The sequence below is a fragment of the Streptomyces sp. NPDC059169 genome (assembly GCF_042755225.1).
Classification (GTDB): Bacteria; Actinomycetota; Actinomycetes; order Streptomycetales; family Streptomycetaceae; genus Streptomyces.
Map to the genome: position 1 here is coordinate 432,235 of NZ_JBHZCF010000006.1, position 16,916 is coordinate 449,150.

Consider the following 16,916-nt stretch of genomic DNA (forward strand, 5'->3'; position numbering starts at 1 on the left):
CGTGGCTCCCGCCCCTCCCCCTTCCTTCTATAGAACGGGACCACTCTCGGGGGGGGAGACACGGCTTTCTTCTCCCCCCCCCCCCCCTCCCCCCCCCCCCCCAGCGCCGTGTCCACCCGCAGCCGATCATCCCGCGGCGGGACCCTGCCACCAACGGCGACCGGTCCGCCGTGAGAACGGGCTTGGACCTGTCCCGTGGAACCGGGTTCGCCTCACCCCGCGCCCTCCGGAGGCATGAGCCCCGTCTGCACCAGCGGATTGCCGCGCTGGCGCGAGACGAAGACGCCCCGGCCCGGGGGCATCGGACGCAGCCGGACGCCGCCGAGGACCTCGCCCTCCTGCGGGTCGCCGGAGAGGAGCACGCCCTGGGCGCCGAGTTCCATCATGCGCTGCATGAACGGTTCGTACGTGGCCCGGCTCGCACCGGCCGAGTTGCGGGCGATGATGAAGCGGACGCCGACGTCGCGCGCGAACGGCAGTTGCTCGGTGAGTCTTGCCAGCGGGTTGCCGCTCGACGTGGACACCAGGTCGTAGTCGTCGACCACCACGAACACCGACGGGCCGCGCCACCAGCTGCGGTCCCGCAGCTGTTGGGCCGTGACGTCCGCAGACGGGGTGCGCCGTTGCATGAGGTCGGCCAGCGCGTCGACGTGGTGCTCCATGGCGTTGGACATGGGGACGTACTCAGCCAGGTGAGTGGCAGGGGTGACGTCCAACAGCGCGCGCCTGTTGTCGATGACGAAGAACTTGCAGTCGTCCCCGTCGTACCGCTCGGTCAGTTGCTTGATGAGCAGCCGCAGCAGGTTCGACTTGCCCGATTCGCTCTCGCCGAACACCAGGAAGAACGGGTCGCGCTCGAAGTTGAGGTACGCCGGTTCCAGGTTGTTCTCGTCGATGGCGAATGCGATGCCGCGCTTCGGCTCCGCGAAGCCCGTCGGGAGGTTCTCCGCCGGCAGCTCCCGCGGCAGCAGCCGGACGGCCGGCGCCCCGGGCGCGGTCCAGTGCCGGGTGACCTCCTGCGCCATCGCGGCCGACGCCTCCGACAGGTCGCTGTCGGAGTTGATGCCGTCGATCCGTGGCACCGCCGCCATGAAGTGCAGCTTCTCCGGGGTCAGACCGCGGCCCGGCACACCGGTCGGGACGTTCACGGCGACCCTGCGGTCGATCTCGGAGTCCATCGTGTCGCCGAGCCTCAGCTCCAGCCGGTTCATCAGGTGGTCCTTGAGGTTCGCCCGGACCTCCATGGATCGCGACGCCGTGATGATCACGTGGATGCCATAGCCGAGGCCGCGCGCCGCGATGTCGACCACCGCGGGCTCCAGGCCTTCGTAGTCCGTGCGGAAGTTGCCCCAGCCGTCGACGACCAGGAACACGTCACCCCAGGGCTGTTCCGCCACCGAGATGTCGCCGCGCGCCCGGAGCCTGCGGTACGTGCCGATGGAGTCGATGCCGGCGCTGCGGAAGTACTCCTCCCGCCGCGTCAGGACGCCGTACACCTCGGACACCGTCCTGCGGACCCGCTCGGGGTCGAGGCGCGAGGCGACCCCGCCGACGTGCGGTAGGCCCGCGACGGCCGACAAGCCGCCACCGCCGAAGTCGAGGCCGTAGAACTGGACCTCGTGCGGGGTGTGCGTGAGGGCGAAACCCGAGATGATCGTGCGCAGCAGGGTCGACTTGCCCGACTGAGGGCCACCGACGATCTGCATGTGGCCCGCAGCCCCCGAGAAGTCCCGGTAGAGCGTGTCGCGGCGCTGCTCGTACGGCTTGTCGACCACGCCCAGCGGCACGACCAGCCGGCCCGCGCCCTCGAACCCGGGCTGCGTCAGACCGCGGTCCTGGACCGCGGCCAGTCCCGGCAGGAGCTCGTCCAACGGCGGCGGATTGTCGAGCGGAGGGAGCCAGACCTGGTGCGCCTCCACGCCGCGTCCCTCGAGCCGTCGCACGATCACGTCGAGCACCGAGTCGGCCAGCGCGTCGTCTTCGCTCGCACGCGCTGGGGGGACGTGCGCCTCGGTGGCCTGCTCGACGTAGCGCACGGGGACCGGGGCCGCCGTGAACGGAACCGGCCTGCGGTCTACCGGGAGCGGGCCGCCGGGGGTGGGCGCCTGGTGGGAGCTCGCCCGGTAGACCCCGGAGACGTACGCGGCCTTGAACCGGACCATCTCGTCCGTGCCGAACTTCAGGTAGCCGGAGCCGGGCACGTTCGGCAACTGGTACGCGTCGGGCACGCCCAGCGCCGCCCGCGACTCGGCAGCGGAGAAGGTGCGCAGGCCGATCCGGTACGACAGGTAGGTCTCCAAGCCGCGCAGCCGGCCCTCCTCCAGTCGCTGTGACGCCAACAGCAGGTGGACGCCGAGGGACCGTCCGATCCGGCCGATCTGCACGAACATCTCGATGAAGTCCGGCATGGCGGTGAGGAGTTCGCTGAACTCGTCGATCACCAGGACCAGGGACGGGATGGGCTGCAGCGCGGCCCCCGCGGCTCGCGCCTTCTCGTAGTCGTGGATGTTGGCGTAGTTGCCGGCGTCGCGCAGCAGCTCCTGCCGGCGGTTCAGCTCGCCCCGGATGGAGTCGCCCATGCGGTCGACGAGCGTGAGGTCGTCCGCGAGGTTGGTGATCACGGCGGCGACGTGCGGCATCTGTGACATGCCGGCGAAGGTGGCACCGCCCTTGAAGTCCGCGAGGACGAAGTTGAGCGTCTCCGACGAATGCGTGACGGCGAGACCCAGGACCAGCGTGCGCAGCAGTTCGGACTTGCCGGAACCGGTAGCACCGACGCACAGTCCGTGCGGGCCCATGCCCTCCTGCGCCGCCTCCTTGAGGTCGAGCATGACCGGGGCGCCGTCCTCGCCCACACCGATGGGTACGCGCAGCCGCTCCGCCTGGGACCGGGGCCGCCAGGTGCGACCGACGTCGACGGAAGAGGCGTCGCCCAGGTTCAGCAGATCGGTGAACTCGAGGTTGGCGAGGAGTGGTTCGTCGTCGTCCCCACCCATGGCGACCCGGAGCGGGGCCAGTTGGCGGGCGAGCGCCTCGGCGGCCTCGATGCTCAGCCGGTCCGGAGTGCCGTCGTACACCAGGCCGTGTCCGGACTCCAGCTGCAGCGAGTCGGGGTGCACCACGACGGACAAGCCGCCGCGCATACCGCTGACGTCGCCAGGGATGACCTCGATCACCGTCACCCCCTGCAGTCCCTCCGCGGCGGCGAGCGCCGACATGGGGGGTACCGACTGGCCGTCCAGCACGATCACGAGGTGCGGCTGGTCGAGCAGCGGGTGGCCGTCCCCCTGGAAGCGGGGGCGCCCTTCGAGGTGCCCGGCGAGCATCTCCTCGAGTTCGTGGGCGTCGGTGGTGATGAGGCGTCGGCTGCCCGCGCCGTCGGCGGCACCGGAGGCCTGGACGTGCGGGAGCCATTTCGCCCATTCCCACTGCGCGGCCGCGGTCGGTGCGGCGGCGACGGCGACGACCAGGTCTTCCGGCGAGTGCAGGGCGGCGAGCGAGCCCACCATGGCGCGGGCCGCGGATCGCACGGACTCCGCTTCCCCGCTCACCGTCAAGTGATAGAAGGCGCGCAGCGAGACCGCCATCGGCAGTCCGTCGAGCGTGCCGTGGACAGTCAGGAACTTCTGCATGGCCCCTGCGGTGAGGGGTTCCAGCTCGTCCACCGGGGCGGTTTCGGCGGCAACGAGCGGAGTGGCGAGCTGCTGGCTGCCGAGGCCGATGCGCACCTGTCCGAAGTCGTCGTCGCCGACGCGGCGCTCCCACACCCTGCTTCCGTCGGCGACGAGCGCCCACAACTGCTCCGGGGACGGGTGCAGGTAGTACTGCGCGTCGCGCTGGAGGCGCGCGGTGCGCAGGACCGTCCGCCGGGTCTGGGTCAGGTACTTGAGGTAGTCGCGTCTCAGGTCGGCGAGTTGTCCCTGCGTCCCGCGCCGGTAGCGCACGAGCATGGCGATGCCCATGGCGACCGTGGACGCGATCATCACCATGCCCATGATCCGCATGATCGGATTCGGGGTCATGAAGAAGAACACGACGGAACCGCCCATGCCCAGCATCGGCAGCAACTGCATGAGCGCACCCTCCTGCTGGCCTCTCGGCAGCTCGGGTGGCGGTTGCAGGTGCACCGGCTCTCCGGGCACTTCGGACGGCAGGACCCGTGGTGGGCGCTTGACGACGATCTGACTCACAGCTCACCAATTCCCTTGCCGGACGGAAATGTTCCTATCGGCGCCCCCGTGGCGACGGTTCCATCCGCGGGGAGGGATCCTACTTGCGAAGGGGTGAACGGCCGGGCGGTAGGGTGGCGCGACGCATTTGCGCTCGCATGAACTACCGCAAAAAAACGGTCATTCGAAGCACAACGGCAGCCCTAGGCTCCATGAAGACCACGAGGGGAAGCAGCAGGTGAGTATGACGGCCCCAGCGGCGGCCACCGGATCCGGCCAGCCGGGTCCCGCCACCCCGTCCGGCAGCGGAACCGGATTCTGCCGCGTCACGGTCGTGGCGCCCGACGGCCGCGTGGACGTGGCGCTGCCCGACGACATCGCGGTCGCCGACCTCTACCCGGAGGTCCTCCGCCTGTCCGGCCAGAGTCCCGAGGCGGGCGCGCCGGTCGGGTACCACCTGGTGCGCCGTGACGGCACCGTGCTCGACGGTGCACGCTCGCTGGGCGCTCAGCGGATCCTCGACGGTGAGCTGCTGTCCCTGCGACCCTTCGCCGAGTCGCTGCCCCCGGCCGTCTTCGACGACGTGTCCGACGCGGTCGCCTCGGCGGTGGCCCGGGACCGCACGTTGTGGAGCGACGGCTTGATGCGCGGGGCGGGGCTCCTCGGTGGCGCGGTCCTGCTGGTACTGCTCGCGTTCGTCCTGTGGACGGCCGACCCACGGCACGACATGCACGGCCTGCCGGGGATCCTGGCGGCGGTCACCGGCGGCCTGCTCCTGGCGCTCGCGTGCGTGCGGGCACGGGTGTACGACGACCGGGGCTCGGCTGTCGCCCTCGGTCTCGGCGCGATGGCGAACGCGGGTGTCGCTGCGGCCGGCCTGCTGCCCCTCGCCGAGGGGCAGGGCGTCGGCCGGCTCCAGTTCCTGCTCGCCTGCGCTGCCGTGCTGGTGGTCTCGGTGATCCTGATGATGGTCGCCCCCGGTGGCGACGGCCCCTTCGTCGCGTTCGTGTTCGCCGCGGCGGTCGGCGCGGTGGTGACCTTCGTCGCGACCATGACGGGGATGGAGCCGGCCGAGACCGCCGCGGTGTGCTCGCCGCTCGCCGTCGGGGCCCTCGCTTTCCTGCCGGGCCTGTCCACCCGCTTCGCCCGCCTCCCCATCGGCTTCGAACCCCCGCGCACCGCGGTGGGCGGCTACGGGGCCGAGCCCGCTCCCCAGGGGCCGGTGGACGCGGACCGCATCGCCGCCCAGGCCCGGCGGGGCCACGAACTGCTGGTCGGGCTGGTGGGTGGCTGCGCCCTGGTCGCCGTCGGGGCGTCCGCGGTGCTCGGTTTCTCCGACGACGTGTGGGGGCAGCTGCTCGCCCTCGTCACCGGGATCGCCATGCTCATGCGCGCCCACCTCTTCCGCTACACGGCCCAGGTCGGCTGCGCGCTCGCAGCGGGCCTCGGCTCGCTGGTGCTGCTCGGGCTCGGGTTGTGCCTGAATCCGCCGGCCGGCCTGGTGCGCGACGCCCTGAGGGGTGACGGCGCGGCCCTGGATATCCGTACGGTCTGGCTCGCCGCCGCGGTCGCCGGCGTCGCCGCACTGATCATCGCGATCGGTCTGATCGTCCCCCGCAAGGGCGTCACCCCCTTCTGGGGGCGCTTCCTGGAGGTGGCCGAGACCGGTGTGCTCCTCACGCTCGTACCGCTGTGCCTGGCGGTCTTCGACGTCTACCACTCCATCCGCGCACTGACTTCCTGAGGCGAGCTGGTACGCTGTGTGACGGCCGTTTGTGTACGCGATCCCGGGATGCCTTCGGAGCCGAAGGCCCCCAAGGCCTGGAAAGGCCCTGAGGACCCTGGGTGCAGCGCTCATCGCGCCTCCGCCTCCGAGTCACGGAAGCTCCCCTGAGACACAGACCAGGGGCACTCGTGGGCGCATCGAACACCTAGAGGAGTACCGAGTGTCTCTCGACGCCGCTACGAAGAAGCAGATCATGGCCGAGTTCGGCACCAAGGAGGGCGACACCGGCTCCCCCGAGGTCCAGGTCGCGCTGCTCTCGCGCCGCATCTCCGACCTGACCGAGCACCTCAAGACCCACAAGCACGACCACCACTCCCGTCGTGGTCTGCTGATCCTGGTCGGTCAGCGCCGCCGCCTGCTGCAGTACCTGGCCAAGAAGGACATCCAGCGCTTCCGTACGCTGGTTGACCGCCTCGGCATCCGCCGTGGTGCGGCGGGCGCGAAGTAAGACGCCGTGGAGGGAGCGGTTCCCACTCTTAGGGGGCCGCTCCCTTTGCTGTACGTGCGGTCCCGGGGCCAACCTCAGTAACCTGGTCGCACAACGCAAGAACGTCGTACCCGCCGTCCCCGGAGGACGCGGTACGCGAAGACAACGCAATACCGAACGAGGAGGAGCGCCCCTCCGCCGCCGGTCCTCGGTAGTGGCCCCCGGAACCCATCACCCGGGTGCTTCGATCGAAGACCGGCCCGCACACAAGGCGCGCTTCTCCACCACCGTCCCCCCGCCACACGGGCCCGGGGACGCAGACGAGGAGATATCGCTAGTGGAGAACGAGACCCACTACGCCGAGGCCGTCATCGACAACGGCTCCTTCGGCACCCGTACCATCCGCTTCGAGACGGGCCGCCTGGCCAAGCAGGCCGCCGGTTCCGCCGTGGCGTACCTGGACGACGACACCATGGTGCTGTCGGCCACCACCGCGTCCAAGAACCCCAAGGACCAGCTGGACTTCTTCCCTCTGACGGTCGACGTCGAGGAGCGGATGTACGCCGCGGGCAAGATCCCCGGCTCGTTCTTCCGCCGCGAGGGCCGTCCGTCCGAGGACGCGATCCTGACCTGCCGCCTGATCGACCGCCCGCTGCGCCCGTCCTTCAGGAAGGGCCTGCGCAACGAGATCCAGATCGTCGAGACGATCATGGCGCTCAACCCCGACCACCTCTACGACGTGGTCGCGATCAACGCCGCCTCCTGCTCCACGCAGCTGGCCGGCCTGCCCTTCTCCGGCCCCATCGGCGGCACCCGCGTCGCGCTGATCAAGGGCCAGTGGGTGGCCTTCCCGACCCACACCGAGCTCGAGGACGCCGTCTTCGACATGGTGGTCGCGGGCCGCGTCCTGGAGGACGGCGACGTCGCCATCATGATGGTCGAGGCCGAGGCCACCGAGAAGACGGTCGAGCTCGTCAAGGGCGGTGCCGAGGCGCCGACCGAGGAGGTCGTCGCCGCCGGTCTCGAGGCCGCGAAGCCCTTCATCAAGGTCCTCTGCAAGGCCCAGGCGGACCTCGCCGCGAAGGCTGCCAAGCCGACCGGCGAGTTCCCCGTCTTCCTCGAGTACCAGGACGACGTCCTGGAGGCGCTCACCGCCGCGGTCAAGAGCGAGCTCTCCCAGGCCCTCACCATCGCCGGCAAGCAGGACCGCGAGGCCGAGCTGGACCGCGTCAAGGCGATCGCCGCCGAGAAGCTCCTGCCGGAGTTCGAGGGCCGCGAGAAGGAGATCTCCGCCGCGTACCGCTCGCTGACCAAGTCCCTGGTCCGCGAGCGCGTGATCAAGGAGAAGAAGCGCATCGACGGTCGCGGCGTCACGGACATCCGTACGTTGGCCGCCGAGGTCGAGGCGATCCCGCGGGTGCACGGTTCCGCCCTGTTCGAGCGTGGCGAGACCCAGATCCTGGGTGTCACCACCCTCAACATGCTCCGCATGGAGCAGCAGCTGGACACCCTTTCCCCGGTGACCCGCAAGCGCTACATGCACAACTACAACTTCCCGCCGTACTCCGTCGGTGAGACCGGCCGCGTCGGTTCTCCGAAGCGCCGCGAGATCGGTCACGGCGCCCTCGCCGAGCGCGCCATCGTGCCGGTGCTGCCGAGCCGCGAGGAGTTCCCGTACGCGATCCGCCAGGTGTCCGAGGCCCTCGGCTCCAACGGTTCGACGTCCATGGGCTCGGTGTGCGCCTCCACCATGTCGCTGCTGAACGCCGGTGTGCCGCTGAAGGCCCCCGTCGCGGGCATCGCCATGGGCCTGATCTCCCAGGAGATCGAGGGCAAGACGCACTACGTCGCCCTGACCGACATCCTCGGTGCGGAGGACGCCTTCGGCGACATGGACTTCAAGGTCGCCGGTACGAAGGAGTTCGTCACCGCCCTCCAGCTGGACACCAAGCTGGACGGCATCCCAGCCTCCGTCCTGGCCGCGGCCCTCAAGCAGGCCCGCGACGCCCGCCTCCACATCCTCGACGTGATGATGGAAGCGATCGACACCCCGGACGAGATGTCGCCGAACGCCCCGCGGATCATCACCGTCAAGATCCCCGTCGACAAGATCGGTGAGGTCATCGGCCCCAAGGGCAAGATGATCAACCAGATCCAGGAGGACACCGGCGCCGAGATCACGATCGAGGACGACGGCACCATCTACATCGGTGCCGCCGACGGCCCGGCCGCCGAGGCCGCCCGCGCCACGATCAACGGCATCGCCAACCCGACCATGCCGGAGGTCGGCGAGCGCTACCTGGGCACGGTCGTCAAGACCACCACCTTCGGTGCGTTCGTCTCCCTGCTCCCCGGCAAGGACGGCCTGCTGCACATCTCGCAGATCCGCAAGCTCGCCGGCGGCAAGCGCGTGGAGAACGTCGAGGACGTGGTGGGCGTGGGCCAGAAGGTCCAGGTCGAGATCGCCGAGATCGACCAGCGCGGCAAGCTCTCCCTGATCCCCGTGATCGAGGGCGAGGAAGGCGCTGAGGACGAGAAGGACGACGCCGCCAAGTGACGTCACGTAGTTCCAGGACGACGGCCCGCACCTCTTCGCAGGTGCGGGCCGTCGCCCGTACCCAAACGCTCCTCGAGGGTCAGCACGGCATCGGCACGGTACGCCGGACGATTCTCCCCGGCGGGCTGCGCGTCGTCACCGAGACGCTGCCGTCCGTACGGTCGGCCACCTTCGGCATCTGGGCGCACGTCGGGTCCCGTGACGAGACGCCCTCGCTCAACGGGGCGACCCACTACCTGGAGCACCTGCTCTTCAAGGGCACGCAACGGCGCTCCGCCCTCGACATCTCCGCCGCGCTCGACGCGGTCGGCGGCGAGATGAACGCGTTCACGGCGAAGGAGTACACCTGCTACTACGCACGTGTGCTCGACACCGATCTGCCGCTGGCGATCGACGTCGTCTGCGACATGCTCACCGGCTCGCTGATCCTCGACGAGGACGTCGACGCCGAGCGCGGAGTCATCCTCGAAGAGATCGCGATGACCGAGGACGACCCCGGTGACGTCGTCCACGACCTCTTCGCGCACACGATGTTCGGCGACACCCCGCTGGGCCGCCCGGTCCTTGGCACCGTCGACACCATCAACGCACTGAGTCGTTCCCAGATCACCCGTTTCTACAAGAAGCACTACGACCCGACGCACCTGGTCGTCGCAGCCGCAGGGAACATCGACCACGCCACGGTCGTGCGGCAGGTGCGCAGGGCCTTCGAGCGGGCAGGGGCCCTGACCCGCACCGATGCCAAGCCGGTCGTCCCGCGTGACGGGTCCAAGGCGCTGAAGACCGCGGGGCGCGTCGAACTGCTCGGCCGCAGGACCGAGCAGGCCCACGTGGTCCTGGGCATGCCGGGGCTGCCCCGTACGGACGAGCGCCGCTGGTCCCTCGGCGTACTGAACACCGCCCTCGGCGGCGGCATGTCCTCGCGGCTCTTCCAGGAGGTCCGTGAGAAGCGGGGCCTCGCGTACAGCGTGTACTCGTACACGTCCGGCTTCGCCGACTGCGGACTCTTCGGCGTCTACGCCGGGTGCCGGCCCAGCCAGGTCCACGACGTCCTCAAGATCTGCCGCGGCGAACTCGACCGGGTCGCCCACGAGGGATTGACGGACGACGAGATCGACCGCGCCATCGGCCAGCTCTCCGGTTCCACCGTCCTCGGCCTCGAGGACACCGGTGCGCTCATGAACCGCATCGGGAAGAGCGAGCTGTGCTGGGGCTCCCAGATGTCGGTCGATGACATGCTCGCGAACATAGCCGCCGTCACGCCCGACGATGTCCGCGCCGTCGCCCGCGAAGTCCTGGGGCAGCGCCCCTCGCTCTCGGTGATCGGGCCGCTGAAGGACAAGCAGGCCGACCGCCTGCACGAAACCGTCTCCTAGATCCGTCTCGCAGAGAGAGCAGAGCAATGAGCAAGCTGCGCGTGGCCGTCCTCGGAGCCAAGGGCCGTATCGGATCCGAGGCGGTACGGGCCGTCGAGGCGGCCGAGGACATGGAACTCGTCGCCGCGCTCGGCCGGGGCGACAAGCTGGAGACGCTGGCCGAGGCCGGCGCCCAGGTCGTGGTCGAGCTGACCACCCCCGCTTCGGTGATGGGCAACCTCGACTTCCTCGTGCGCCACGGCATCCACGCGGTGGTCGGCACGACGGGCTGGACCGACGAGCGCCTCGCCCACCTGCGGACCACCTTGGACGCCTCCCCGGAGACCGGTGTGCTGATCGCACCCAACTTCTCCATCGGCGCGGTCCTCACCATGAAGTTCGCCGCCCAGGCGGCACGCTACTTCGAGTCGGTCGAGGTCGTGGAGCTCCACCACCCGAACAAGGCGGACGCTCCCTCCGGCACCGCCACCCGTACTGCCCAGCTGATCGCCGCCGCCCGTGCCGAGGCCGGTTGCGCACCGCAGCCCGATGCCACCGTGACGGCACTGGAAGGAGCCCGGGGCGCGGACGTCGACGGGGTGCCCGTGCACGCCGTACGACTCCGGGGGCTGCTCGCCCACCAAGAGGTCATGCTCGGTGGCGAGGGCGAGACCCTCACGATCCGGCACGACTCCCTGCACCACAAGAGCTTCATGCCCGGCATCCTGCTCGGCGTGCGCCGCGTGGTGAGCACCCCCGGGCTGACCTTCGGCCTGGAACACTTCCTCGACCTCGAGTGAGCACCGGCACCATGCGCGCGAAGATCTCTTACGTCATCACGGCTGCCGTCCTGGTGGTCTACTTCGGCCTGGTCGGCAGCCGGGGGGTGATGCTGATCCAGCACGGCACCCTGCTCACCGTGACCTTCGGCGTCGCGGTGCTGATCCTGCCGGTGATCGGTCTGTGGTTCCTCTGGAAGAACACGCAGTTCGTCCGGAGGGCCAACGCCCTCGCCGCCGAGCTCGACGCGGAGGGCGGGCTCCCGGTCGACGAACTGGTCCGTACCCCGGCCGGTCGGATCGACCGCGATTCCGCGGACGCCGTCTTCGCCAAGCGGCGGGCGGAGACGGAGGACTCCCCGGACGACTGGCGCTGCTGGTTCCGACTGGCCGTCGCCTACCACGACGCCAGGGACACCCCGCGGGCCCGCAAGGCGATGCAGCGTGCCATCGCCCTGCACGAAGGGAAGCCCGTCAGGGCGTGAGTCCGCTTCCGCCTCGTCCGGGGCGACGGGAGGACCGTTGCTCCGGACCAGACGGCAGTCAGCCCGACCGCGAAGGGCGGTATTCGGCTCCCCATGCCTCAATGGTGTCCGCCGCCCGGTCGAAGGCTTCGATCCGGGCGAGGAAGTCCGCATTGTGATCAGTGAGCAGCGCGAGCGCCTCGCCGGACGCGCGGACGAGTTGGAGTTCCTGGCCCTGGACCGTACGCGGCAGCCCCAGCCAGCGCACCGGCTGCTGCACCGTGCGCAACGTTGCGACCTGGTCCCACGCCACGGTCCTGGTGGGGAAGAAGGACACGCGGCGTAGTCCGTGCTTGCTCACCCAGACGCCCATGCGCAGAAGGCGGAGCGCCGACGCGATCAGCAAGGCCGCGACGCCGACGCACACCCCTGCGCCGCCCAACGCACCGGCGAAAGCGACGATCATGGCTGCCAGCAGGACGAACGACGCGAGCAGCAGGATCAGGGCCGCTGCCCCCACCCGCCAGGGCCCGGGCCGGTACGGTCGCCGCCACTCGTCATGGTCGTCATACGCGAGGGCGGCGAGCTCGTCGTCCGCCTCGTCGAAGGCGCGGTCCGCCGTCAGGAAGGGCAGGGGCACGGCTGATCCTCACTGGTTTACGACGAAAGGACTGTGTCTCGTGAGGCTATCGAGGTGCCTGATGCCGGACCACCCCAGGGGTGCGTACGGGTCAGCGGGCGTCCGTACCGACGGACTGCTGTGCCTGGGAGGGTGACTTCGGCGCTGCCGGAGCTTCCATCGCGGGCAGCCCGAAGAGCAGCGAACCGCCCAGCCCGGCCACGATGGTCAGGCCGAGCAACGTGCGGCCGACGAGCTGGGAGGTGCTGGGACGCCGCCGGGGCGGTGCGGAGACGTTGCTGCGGAAGCGGTTGGCCTCGGCGACGAACGCGAAGGGAACGGCCTCTCGCCGGCTGAACATGGCGGGTACTCCTTGAGATGTCAAAGGTGTGGCTACCGGTAATGACGAGCGGGACGTGTATCGGGTGCCCGATTCCAGTGAATTGACCGGTAACGATTGGGACACCACGTCCCTCCCCCGAGCCATCGGGAGAGGCCCGCAGAAAGGCCCGTAGAGTGGTCGCCGCCCTGCGACGCAACTGGAAGGACCCCCGCCGGTGACCGATCACCGTCCCGATACCAAGCCCAGCTTCCGCAGCGACGTCACCGTCGACCTGGTGAAGCACACCGCCGGCGACTCCGACGTGCTGTGGGCGGCCCGGGTCTCCACGGCCGGCGAGCAGTCCCTGGAGGAGCTCTCCAAGGACCCGGAGCGCTCGAAGGGGCTCATCAACTATCTGATGCGGGACCGCCACGGCAGCCCCTTCGAGCACAACTCGATGACCTTCTTCATCAGCGCCCCGATCTTCGTCTTCCGCGAGTTCATGCGGCACCGCGTCGGCTGGTCGTACAACGAGGAGTCCGGACGCTACCGGGAGCTCCAGCCGGTCTTCTACGTCCCCGACGAGTCGCGCAAACTGGTGCAGGAGGGCCGCCCCGGCAAGTACGTCTTCGTCGAGGGCACCCAGGCGCAGCAGGAGCTGACCGGTCGGGTGATGGAAGACTCGTACCGCCAGGCGTACGAGTCCTACCAGGAGATGCTCTCGGCCGGAGTGGCCCGTGAGGTCGCCCGCTCGGTCCTCCCCGTGGGCCTCTACTCGTCGATGTACGCCACGTGCAACGCCCGCTCGCTGATGCACTTCCTGGGTCTGCGGACCCAGCACGAGTCCGCGAAGGTCCCTTCCTTCCCGCAGCGGGAGATCGAGATGGTCGGTGAGCGGATGGAGCAGCACTGGGCCAAGCTCATGCCGCTCACCTACGCCGCCTTCAACGCCAACGGACGCATCGCTCCGTAGAGCACAGATGTACGGTCAGCCTTACTCGGTGTCCGTATTGCGGCGTTTCGAGAAGTTCATCTAGGCTGATCAAACGGACCCGGCACTGCCTGAACCCCCGAGCAGGCAGTGCCGGGCTCCGCAGCCTCCGGCATACGTCACGTCCCCCAAGGGGGTGCTGTGCACGGAGCAGCGAGTAGCGTGTTACCCATGGCTCCGATCTCCACTCCGCAGACCCCCTTCGGGCGGGTCCTCACCGCCATGGTCACGCCGTTCACGGCGGACGGCGCACTTGACCTCGACGGCGCGCAGCGGCTCGCCACCCACCTGGTGGACGCCGGTAACGACGGCCTGATCGTCAACGGAACCACTGGTGAGTCCCCGACCACCAGCGACGTGGAGAAAGACCAGCTCGTGCGGGCCGTACTGGACGCGGTGGGCGACAGGGCCCACGTCGTCGCCGGAATCGGCACCAACGACACCCGGCACAGCACCGAGCTCGCCCGTGCCGCCGAGCGCGCCGGCGCGCACGGCCTGCTCGCCGTGACGCCGTACTACAACAAGCCTCCTCAGGAGGGTCTGTACCGGCACTTCTCGGCCATCGCCGATGCCACCGGTCTCCCCGTGATGCTGTACGACATCCCCGGCCGCAGCGGTGTCCCGATCGACACCGAGACGATCGTCCGCCTCGCGGAGCACCCGCGTATCGTCGCCAACAAGGACGCCAAGGGCGACCTCGGCCGCGCCAGCTGGGCCATCGCCCGGAGCGGACTCGCCTGGTACTCGGGCGACGACATGCTCAACCTGCCCCTCCTCTCGGTCGGTGCCGTCGGCTTCGTCTCCGTCGTCGGTCACGTCGTCACCCCCGAGCTGTGCGCTCTCGTCGAGGCCTACACCGCGGGCGACGTCCAGAAGGCGACCGAGATCCACCAGAAGCTGCTCCCGGTCTTCACCGGCATGTTCCGGACCCAGGGCGTCATCACGACCAAGGCCGCGCTCGCGCTGCAGGGTCTGCCCGCGGGACCACTGCGCCTGCCCCTCGTCGAGCTGACCGAGGTCGAGACCGCACAGCTCAAGATCGATCTCGAGGCCGGCGGGGTACAGCTGTAACCACGGACTTCACAACTGAATACGAACCAACTGAATACGAACGACAAAGACGACAACAGCAAGTGCACGAATGTCATGCGCGCCACGTGCCCAAGCGGTACGTGGCGCGTCTGGTGAGGAGAGTCTTTTGAGTCATCCGCATCCCGAACTCGGCGCTCCGCCGAAGCTCCCCCGCGGTGGCCTGCGCGTCACGCCCCTCGGCGGTCTCGGCGAGATCGGCCGCAACATGACGGTCTTCGAGTACGACGGCCGACTCCTGATCGTCGACTGCGGTGTGCTCTTCCCCGAGGAGGAGCAGCCCGGAATCGACCTGATCCTGCCGGACTTCACCACGATCCGGGACCGCCTCGACGACATCGAGGGCATCGTGCTCACGCACGGCCACGAGGACCACATCGGAGGCGTGCCCTACCTACTGCGCCTGAAGCCGGACATCCCGCTCATCGGCTCCAAGCTGACCCTCGCCCTGATCGAGGCCAAGCTCCAGGAGCACCGGATCCGGCCGTACACCCTCGAAGTCGCCGAGGGGAACCGTGAGCGCATCGGCCCGTTCGACTGCGAGTTCATCGCGGTCAACCACTCCATCCCCGACGCCCTCGCCGTGGCCATCCGTACCCCCGCGGGGATGGCCGTCCACACGGGCGACTTCAAGATGGACCAGCTGCCGATGGACGGTCGCCTCACCGACCTGCACTCCTTCGCACGTCTGAGCGAGGAAGGCATCGACCTCCTGCTGGCCGACTCGACCAACGCCGAGGTCCCCGGCTTCGTGCCCGCCGAGCGCGACATCTCCAACGTGCTGCGGGGAGTCTTCGCGGGCGCCCAGAAGCGCATCATCGTGGCCAGTTTCGCCAGTCACGTGCACCGCATCCAGCAGATCCTCGACGCGGCGCACGAGTACGGCCGCAAGGTCGCGTTCGTCGGCCGATCGATGGTCCGCAACATGGGCATCGCCCGCGACCTGGGGTACCTCAAGGTGCCGGCCGGACTCGTCGTGGACGTCAAGACGCTGGACGACCTGCCCGACCACGAGGTCGTACTGGTATGCACGGGATCCCAGGGCGAGCCGATGGCGGCCCTCTCCCGCATGGCCAACCGCGACCACCAGATCCGCATCGTCCAGGGTGACACCGTCATCCTGGCGTCGTCCCTCATCCCGGGCAACGAGAACGCGGTCTACCGCGTGATCAACGGTCTCACCCGGTGGGGTGCGAACGTCGTCCACAAGGGCAACGCCAAGGTCCACGTCTCCGGCCATGCCTCGGCTGGTGAACTCCTGTACTTCTACAACATCTGCAAGCCGAAGAACCTGATGCCGGTCCACGGCGAATGGCGCCACCTCCGGGCCAATGCCGAGCTCGGAGCGCTGACGGGTGTCCCGAAGGACCACATCGTCATCGCGGAGGACGGCGTGGTCGTCGACCTCGTCGACGGCAAGGCCAAGATCACGGGCAAGGTCCAGGCCGGCTACGTGTACGTGGACGGTCTCTCGGTCGGTGACGTCACCGAGTCCTCGCTGAAGGACCGCCGCATCCTCGGAGACGAGGGCATCATCTCGGTCTTCGTGGTCGTCGACTCGACGACCGGGAAGATCGTGGGTGGACCGAACATCCACGCACGGGGCTCCGGCATCGAGGACGGCGCTTTCGACGCGGTGATCCCCAAGATCGAGGAAGCGATCCACAGGTCCGCGGCCGACGGGGTTTCCGAGCCCCACCAACTGCAGCAGCTCATCCGGCGTTCGATCGGCAAATGGGTCTCCGACACCTACCGTCGGCGTCCGATGATCCTTCCGGTCGTGGTCGAGGTCTGAGGCGGCCGCACACGGCAGCAGTACGGGAGCGGAGTCCCGATTTGCATCGGGCGCTCCGCTCCAGTACGTTTACGGCTCCGCCTGAGCGAAGTCCGGGGCACCACCGTGTGCTCGGAACCGACATGCTCAACGAGGCGGGGAATTCCGACTCAGAATCTCTGATAAAGTCGGTATCGCCGAAAGGCAAAAGGCCCTCCAACGGCCACCGGAAACGAAATCCGAACCGGGAACGGAACGGAAAAAGAATCTGGTAAGGTTGGAAACATCGAAGGGAAGCGCCCGGAGGAAAGCCCGAGAGGGTGAGTACGAAGGAAGCGTCCGTTCCTTGAGAACTCAACAGCGTGCCAAAAGTCAACGCCAGATATGTTGATACCCCGTCTCCATGTGTGGAGATGTGGTTCCTTTGAAAGTCCTGCCGGACTGTGTTCGGTAGGCAGACACAGCGAGGACGCTGTGTGCGATCGGGATTATTCCTCCTGGTCGCACCGCTCTCGTGGTGTTCGCCGGGATAGCCCGGAAGCATTCACGGAGAGTTTGATCCTGGCTCAGGACGAACGCTGGCG

Annotated in this window: 12 protein-coding genes; 9 read left to right on the forward strand and 3 right to left on the reverse strand. The window is 68.9% G+C overall.

What is annotated here, in order from left to right; all coding sequences use genetic code 11:
* Positions 1-212: 212 nt before the first annotated feature.
* On the reverse strand, positions 213-4,190 hold the full coding sequence (gene eccCa / locus ACFXOM_RS14700) for a type VII secretion protein EccCa (protein WP_385038059.1): 3,978 nt from the start codon (positions 4,188-4,190) through the stop codon (positions 213-215).
* Positions 4,191-4,413: 223 nt separating this feature from the next.
* Between eccCa and eccD the strand changes: the two genes are divergently transcribed.
* From eccD to ACFXOM_RS14730, 6 genes are all read left to right on the forward strand, one after another.
* Positions 4,414-5,913, forward strand: coding sequence for a type VII secretion integral membrane protein EccD (gene eccD / locus ACFXOM_RS14705; protein ID WP_384941703.1), 1,500 nt, complete (start codon positions 4,414-4,416; stop codon positions 5,911-5,913).
* Positions 5,914-6,115: 202 nt separating this feature from the next.
* Positions 6,116-6,403, forward strand: a complete 288-nt coding sequence (gene rpsO, locus ACFXOM_RS14710) for a 30S ribosomal protein S15 (protein WP_031118350.1) — start codon at positions 6,116-6,118, stop codon at positions 6,401-6,403.
* Between the two features lie 316 nt (positions 6,404-6,719).
* Positions 6,720-8,939, forward strand: coding sequence for a polyribonucleotide nucleotidyltransferase (locus ACFXOM_RS14715; RefSeq protein ID WP_384948495.1), 2,220 nt, complete (start codon positions 6,720-6,722; stop codon positions 8,937-8,939).
* Entirely contained in the window at positions 8,936-10,315 is a 1,380-nt protein-coding gene (locus ACFXOM_RS14720; RefSeq protein ID WP_384941706.1) for a M16 family metallopeptidase, read from the forward strand. Before ACFXOM_RS14715 ends, ACFXOM_RS14720 begins: the two co-directional genes overlap by 4 nt.
* Before the next feature lie 26 nt (positions 10,316-10,341).
* The gene (dapB, locus tag ACFXOM_RS14725; RefSeq protein ID WP_384948490.1) at positions 10,342-11,094 is read left to right on the forward strand and encodes a 4-hydroxy-tetrahydrodipicolinate reductase; all 753 of its coding nucleotides are present in this window, start codon (positions 10,342-10,344) and stop codon (positions 11,092-11,094) included.
* Positions 11,095-11,105: 11 nt separating this feature from the next.
* The gene (locus ACFXOM_RS14730; RefSeq protein WP_384941710.1) at positions 11,106-11,558 is read left to right on the forward strand and encodes a hypothetical protein; all 453 of its coding nucleotides are present in this window, start codon (positions 11,106-11,108) and stop codon (positions 11,556-11,558) included.
* A gap of 58 nt (positions 11,559-11,616) precedes the next feature.
* Here ACFXOM_RS14730 and ACFXOM_RS14735 read toward each other — a convergent pair whose 3' ends face one another.
* Complete coding sequence (locus ACFXOM_RS14735; RefSeq protein WP_384941712.1) at positions 11,617-12,177, reverse strand: hypothetical protein; 561 nt, start codon at positions 12,175-12,177, stop codon at positions 11,617-11,619.
* A 91-nt stretch (positions 12,178-12,268) separates the two neighbouring features.
* Positions 12,269-12,517 (reverse strand): hypothetical protein, encoded by a 249-nt coding sequence (locus ACFXOM_RS14740; RefSeq protein WP_384941714.1) that lies wholly within the window; start codon positions 12,515-12,517, stop codon positions 12,269-12,271.
* Positions 12,518-12,713: 196 nt separating this feature from the next.
* Here ACFXOM_RS14740 and thyX point away from each other — a divergent pair, with 196 nt between their 5' ends.
* The 3 genes from thyX to ACFXOM_RS14755 all read left to right on the forward strand — a co-directional run bounded on the left by thyX (position 12,714) and on the right by ACFXOM_RS14755 (position 16,353).
* Complete coding sequence (thyX, locus tag ACFXOM_RS14745; protein WP_384941716.1) at positions 12,714-13,451, forward strand: FAD-dependent thymidylate synthase; 738 nt, start codon at positions 12,714-12,716, stop codon at positions 13,449-13,451.
* Between the two features lie 189 nt (positions 13,452-13,640).
* Positions 13,641-14,540: a 4-hydroxy-tetrahydrodipicolinate synthase gene (gene dapA, locus ACFXOM_RS14750; protein ID WP_384941718.1), complete on the forward strand. Its 900-nt coding sequence runs from the start codon at positions 13,641-13,643 to the stop codon at positions 14,538-14,540.
* Positions 14,541-14,667: 127 nt separating this feature from the next.
* Positions 14,668-16,353 (forward strand): ribonuclease J, encoded by a 1,686-nt coding sequence (locus tag ACFXOM_RS14755; RefSeq protein WP_384941719.1) that lies wholly within the window; start codon positions 14,668-14,670, stop codon positions 16,351-16,353.
* Positions 16,354-16,916: the final 563 nt, after the last annotated feature.

Excerpts from the sequence above, each read along its gene's own strand:
- ACFXOM_RS14740 (WP_384941714.1), bottom strand. The coding sequence starts at position 12,517 with ATGTTCAGCCGGCGAGAGGCCGTTCCCTTCGCGTTCGTCGCCGAGGCC.
- eccD (WP_384941703.1), top strand. The coding sequence starts at position 4,414 with ATGACGGCCCCAGCGGCGGCCACCGGATCCGGCCAGCCGGGTCCCGCC.
- dapB (WP_384948490.1), top strand. The coding sequence starts at position 10,342 with ATGAGCAAGCTGCGCGTGGCCGTCCTCGGAGCCAAGGGCCGTATCGGA.
- ACFXOM_RS14730 (WP_384941710.1), top strand. The coding sequence starts at position 11,106 with ATGCGCGCGAAGATCTCTTACGTCATCACGGCTGCCGTCCTGGTGGTC.
- dapA (WP_384941718.1), top strand. The coding sequence starts at position 13,641 with ATGGCTCCGATCTCCACTCCGCAGACCCCCTTCGGGCGGGTCCTCACC.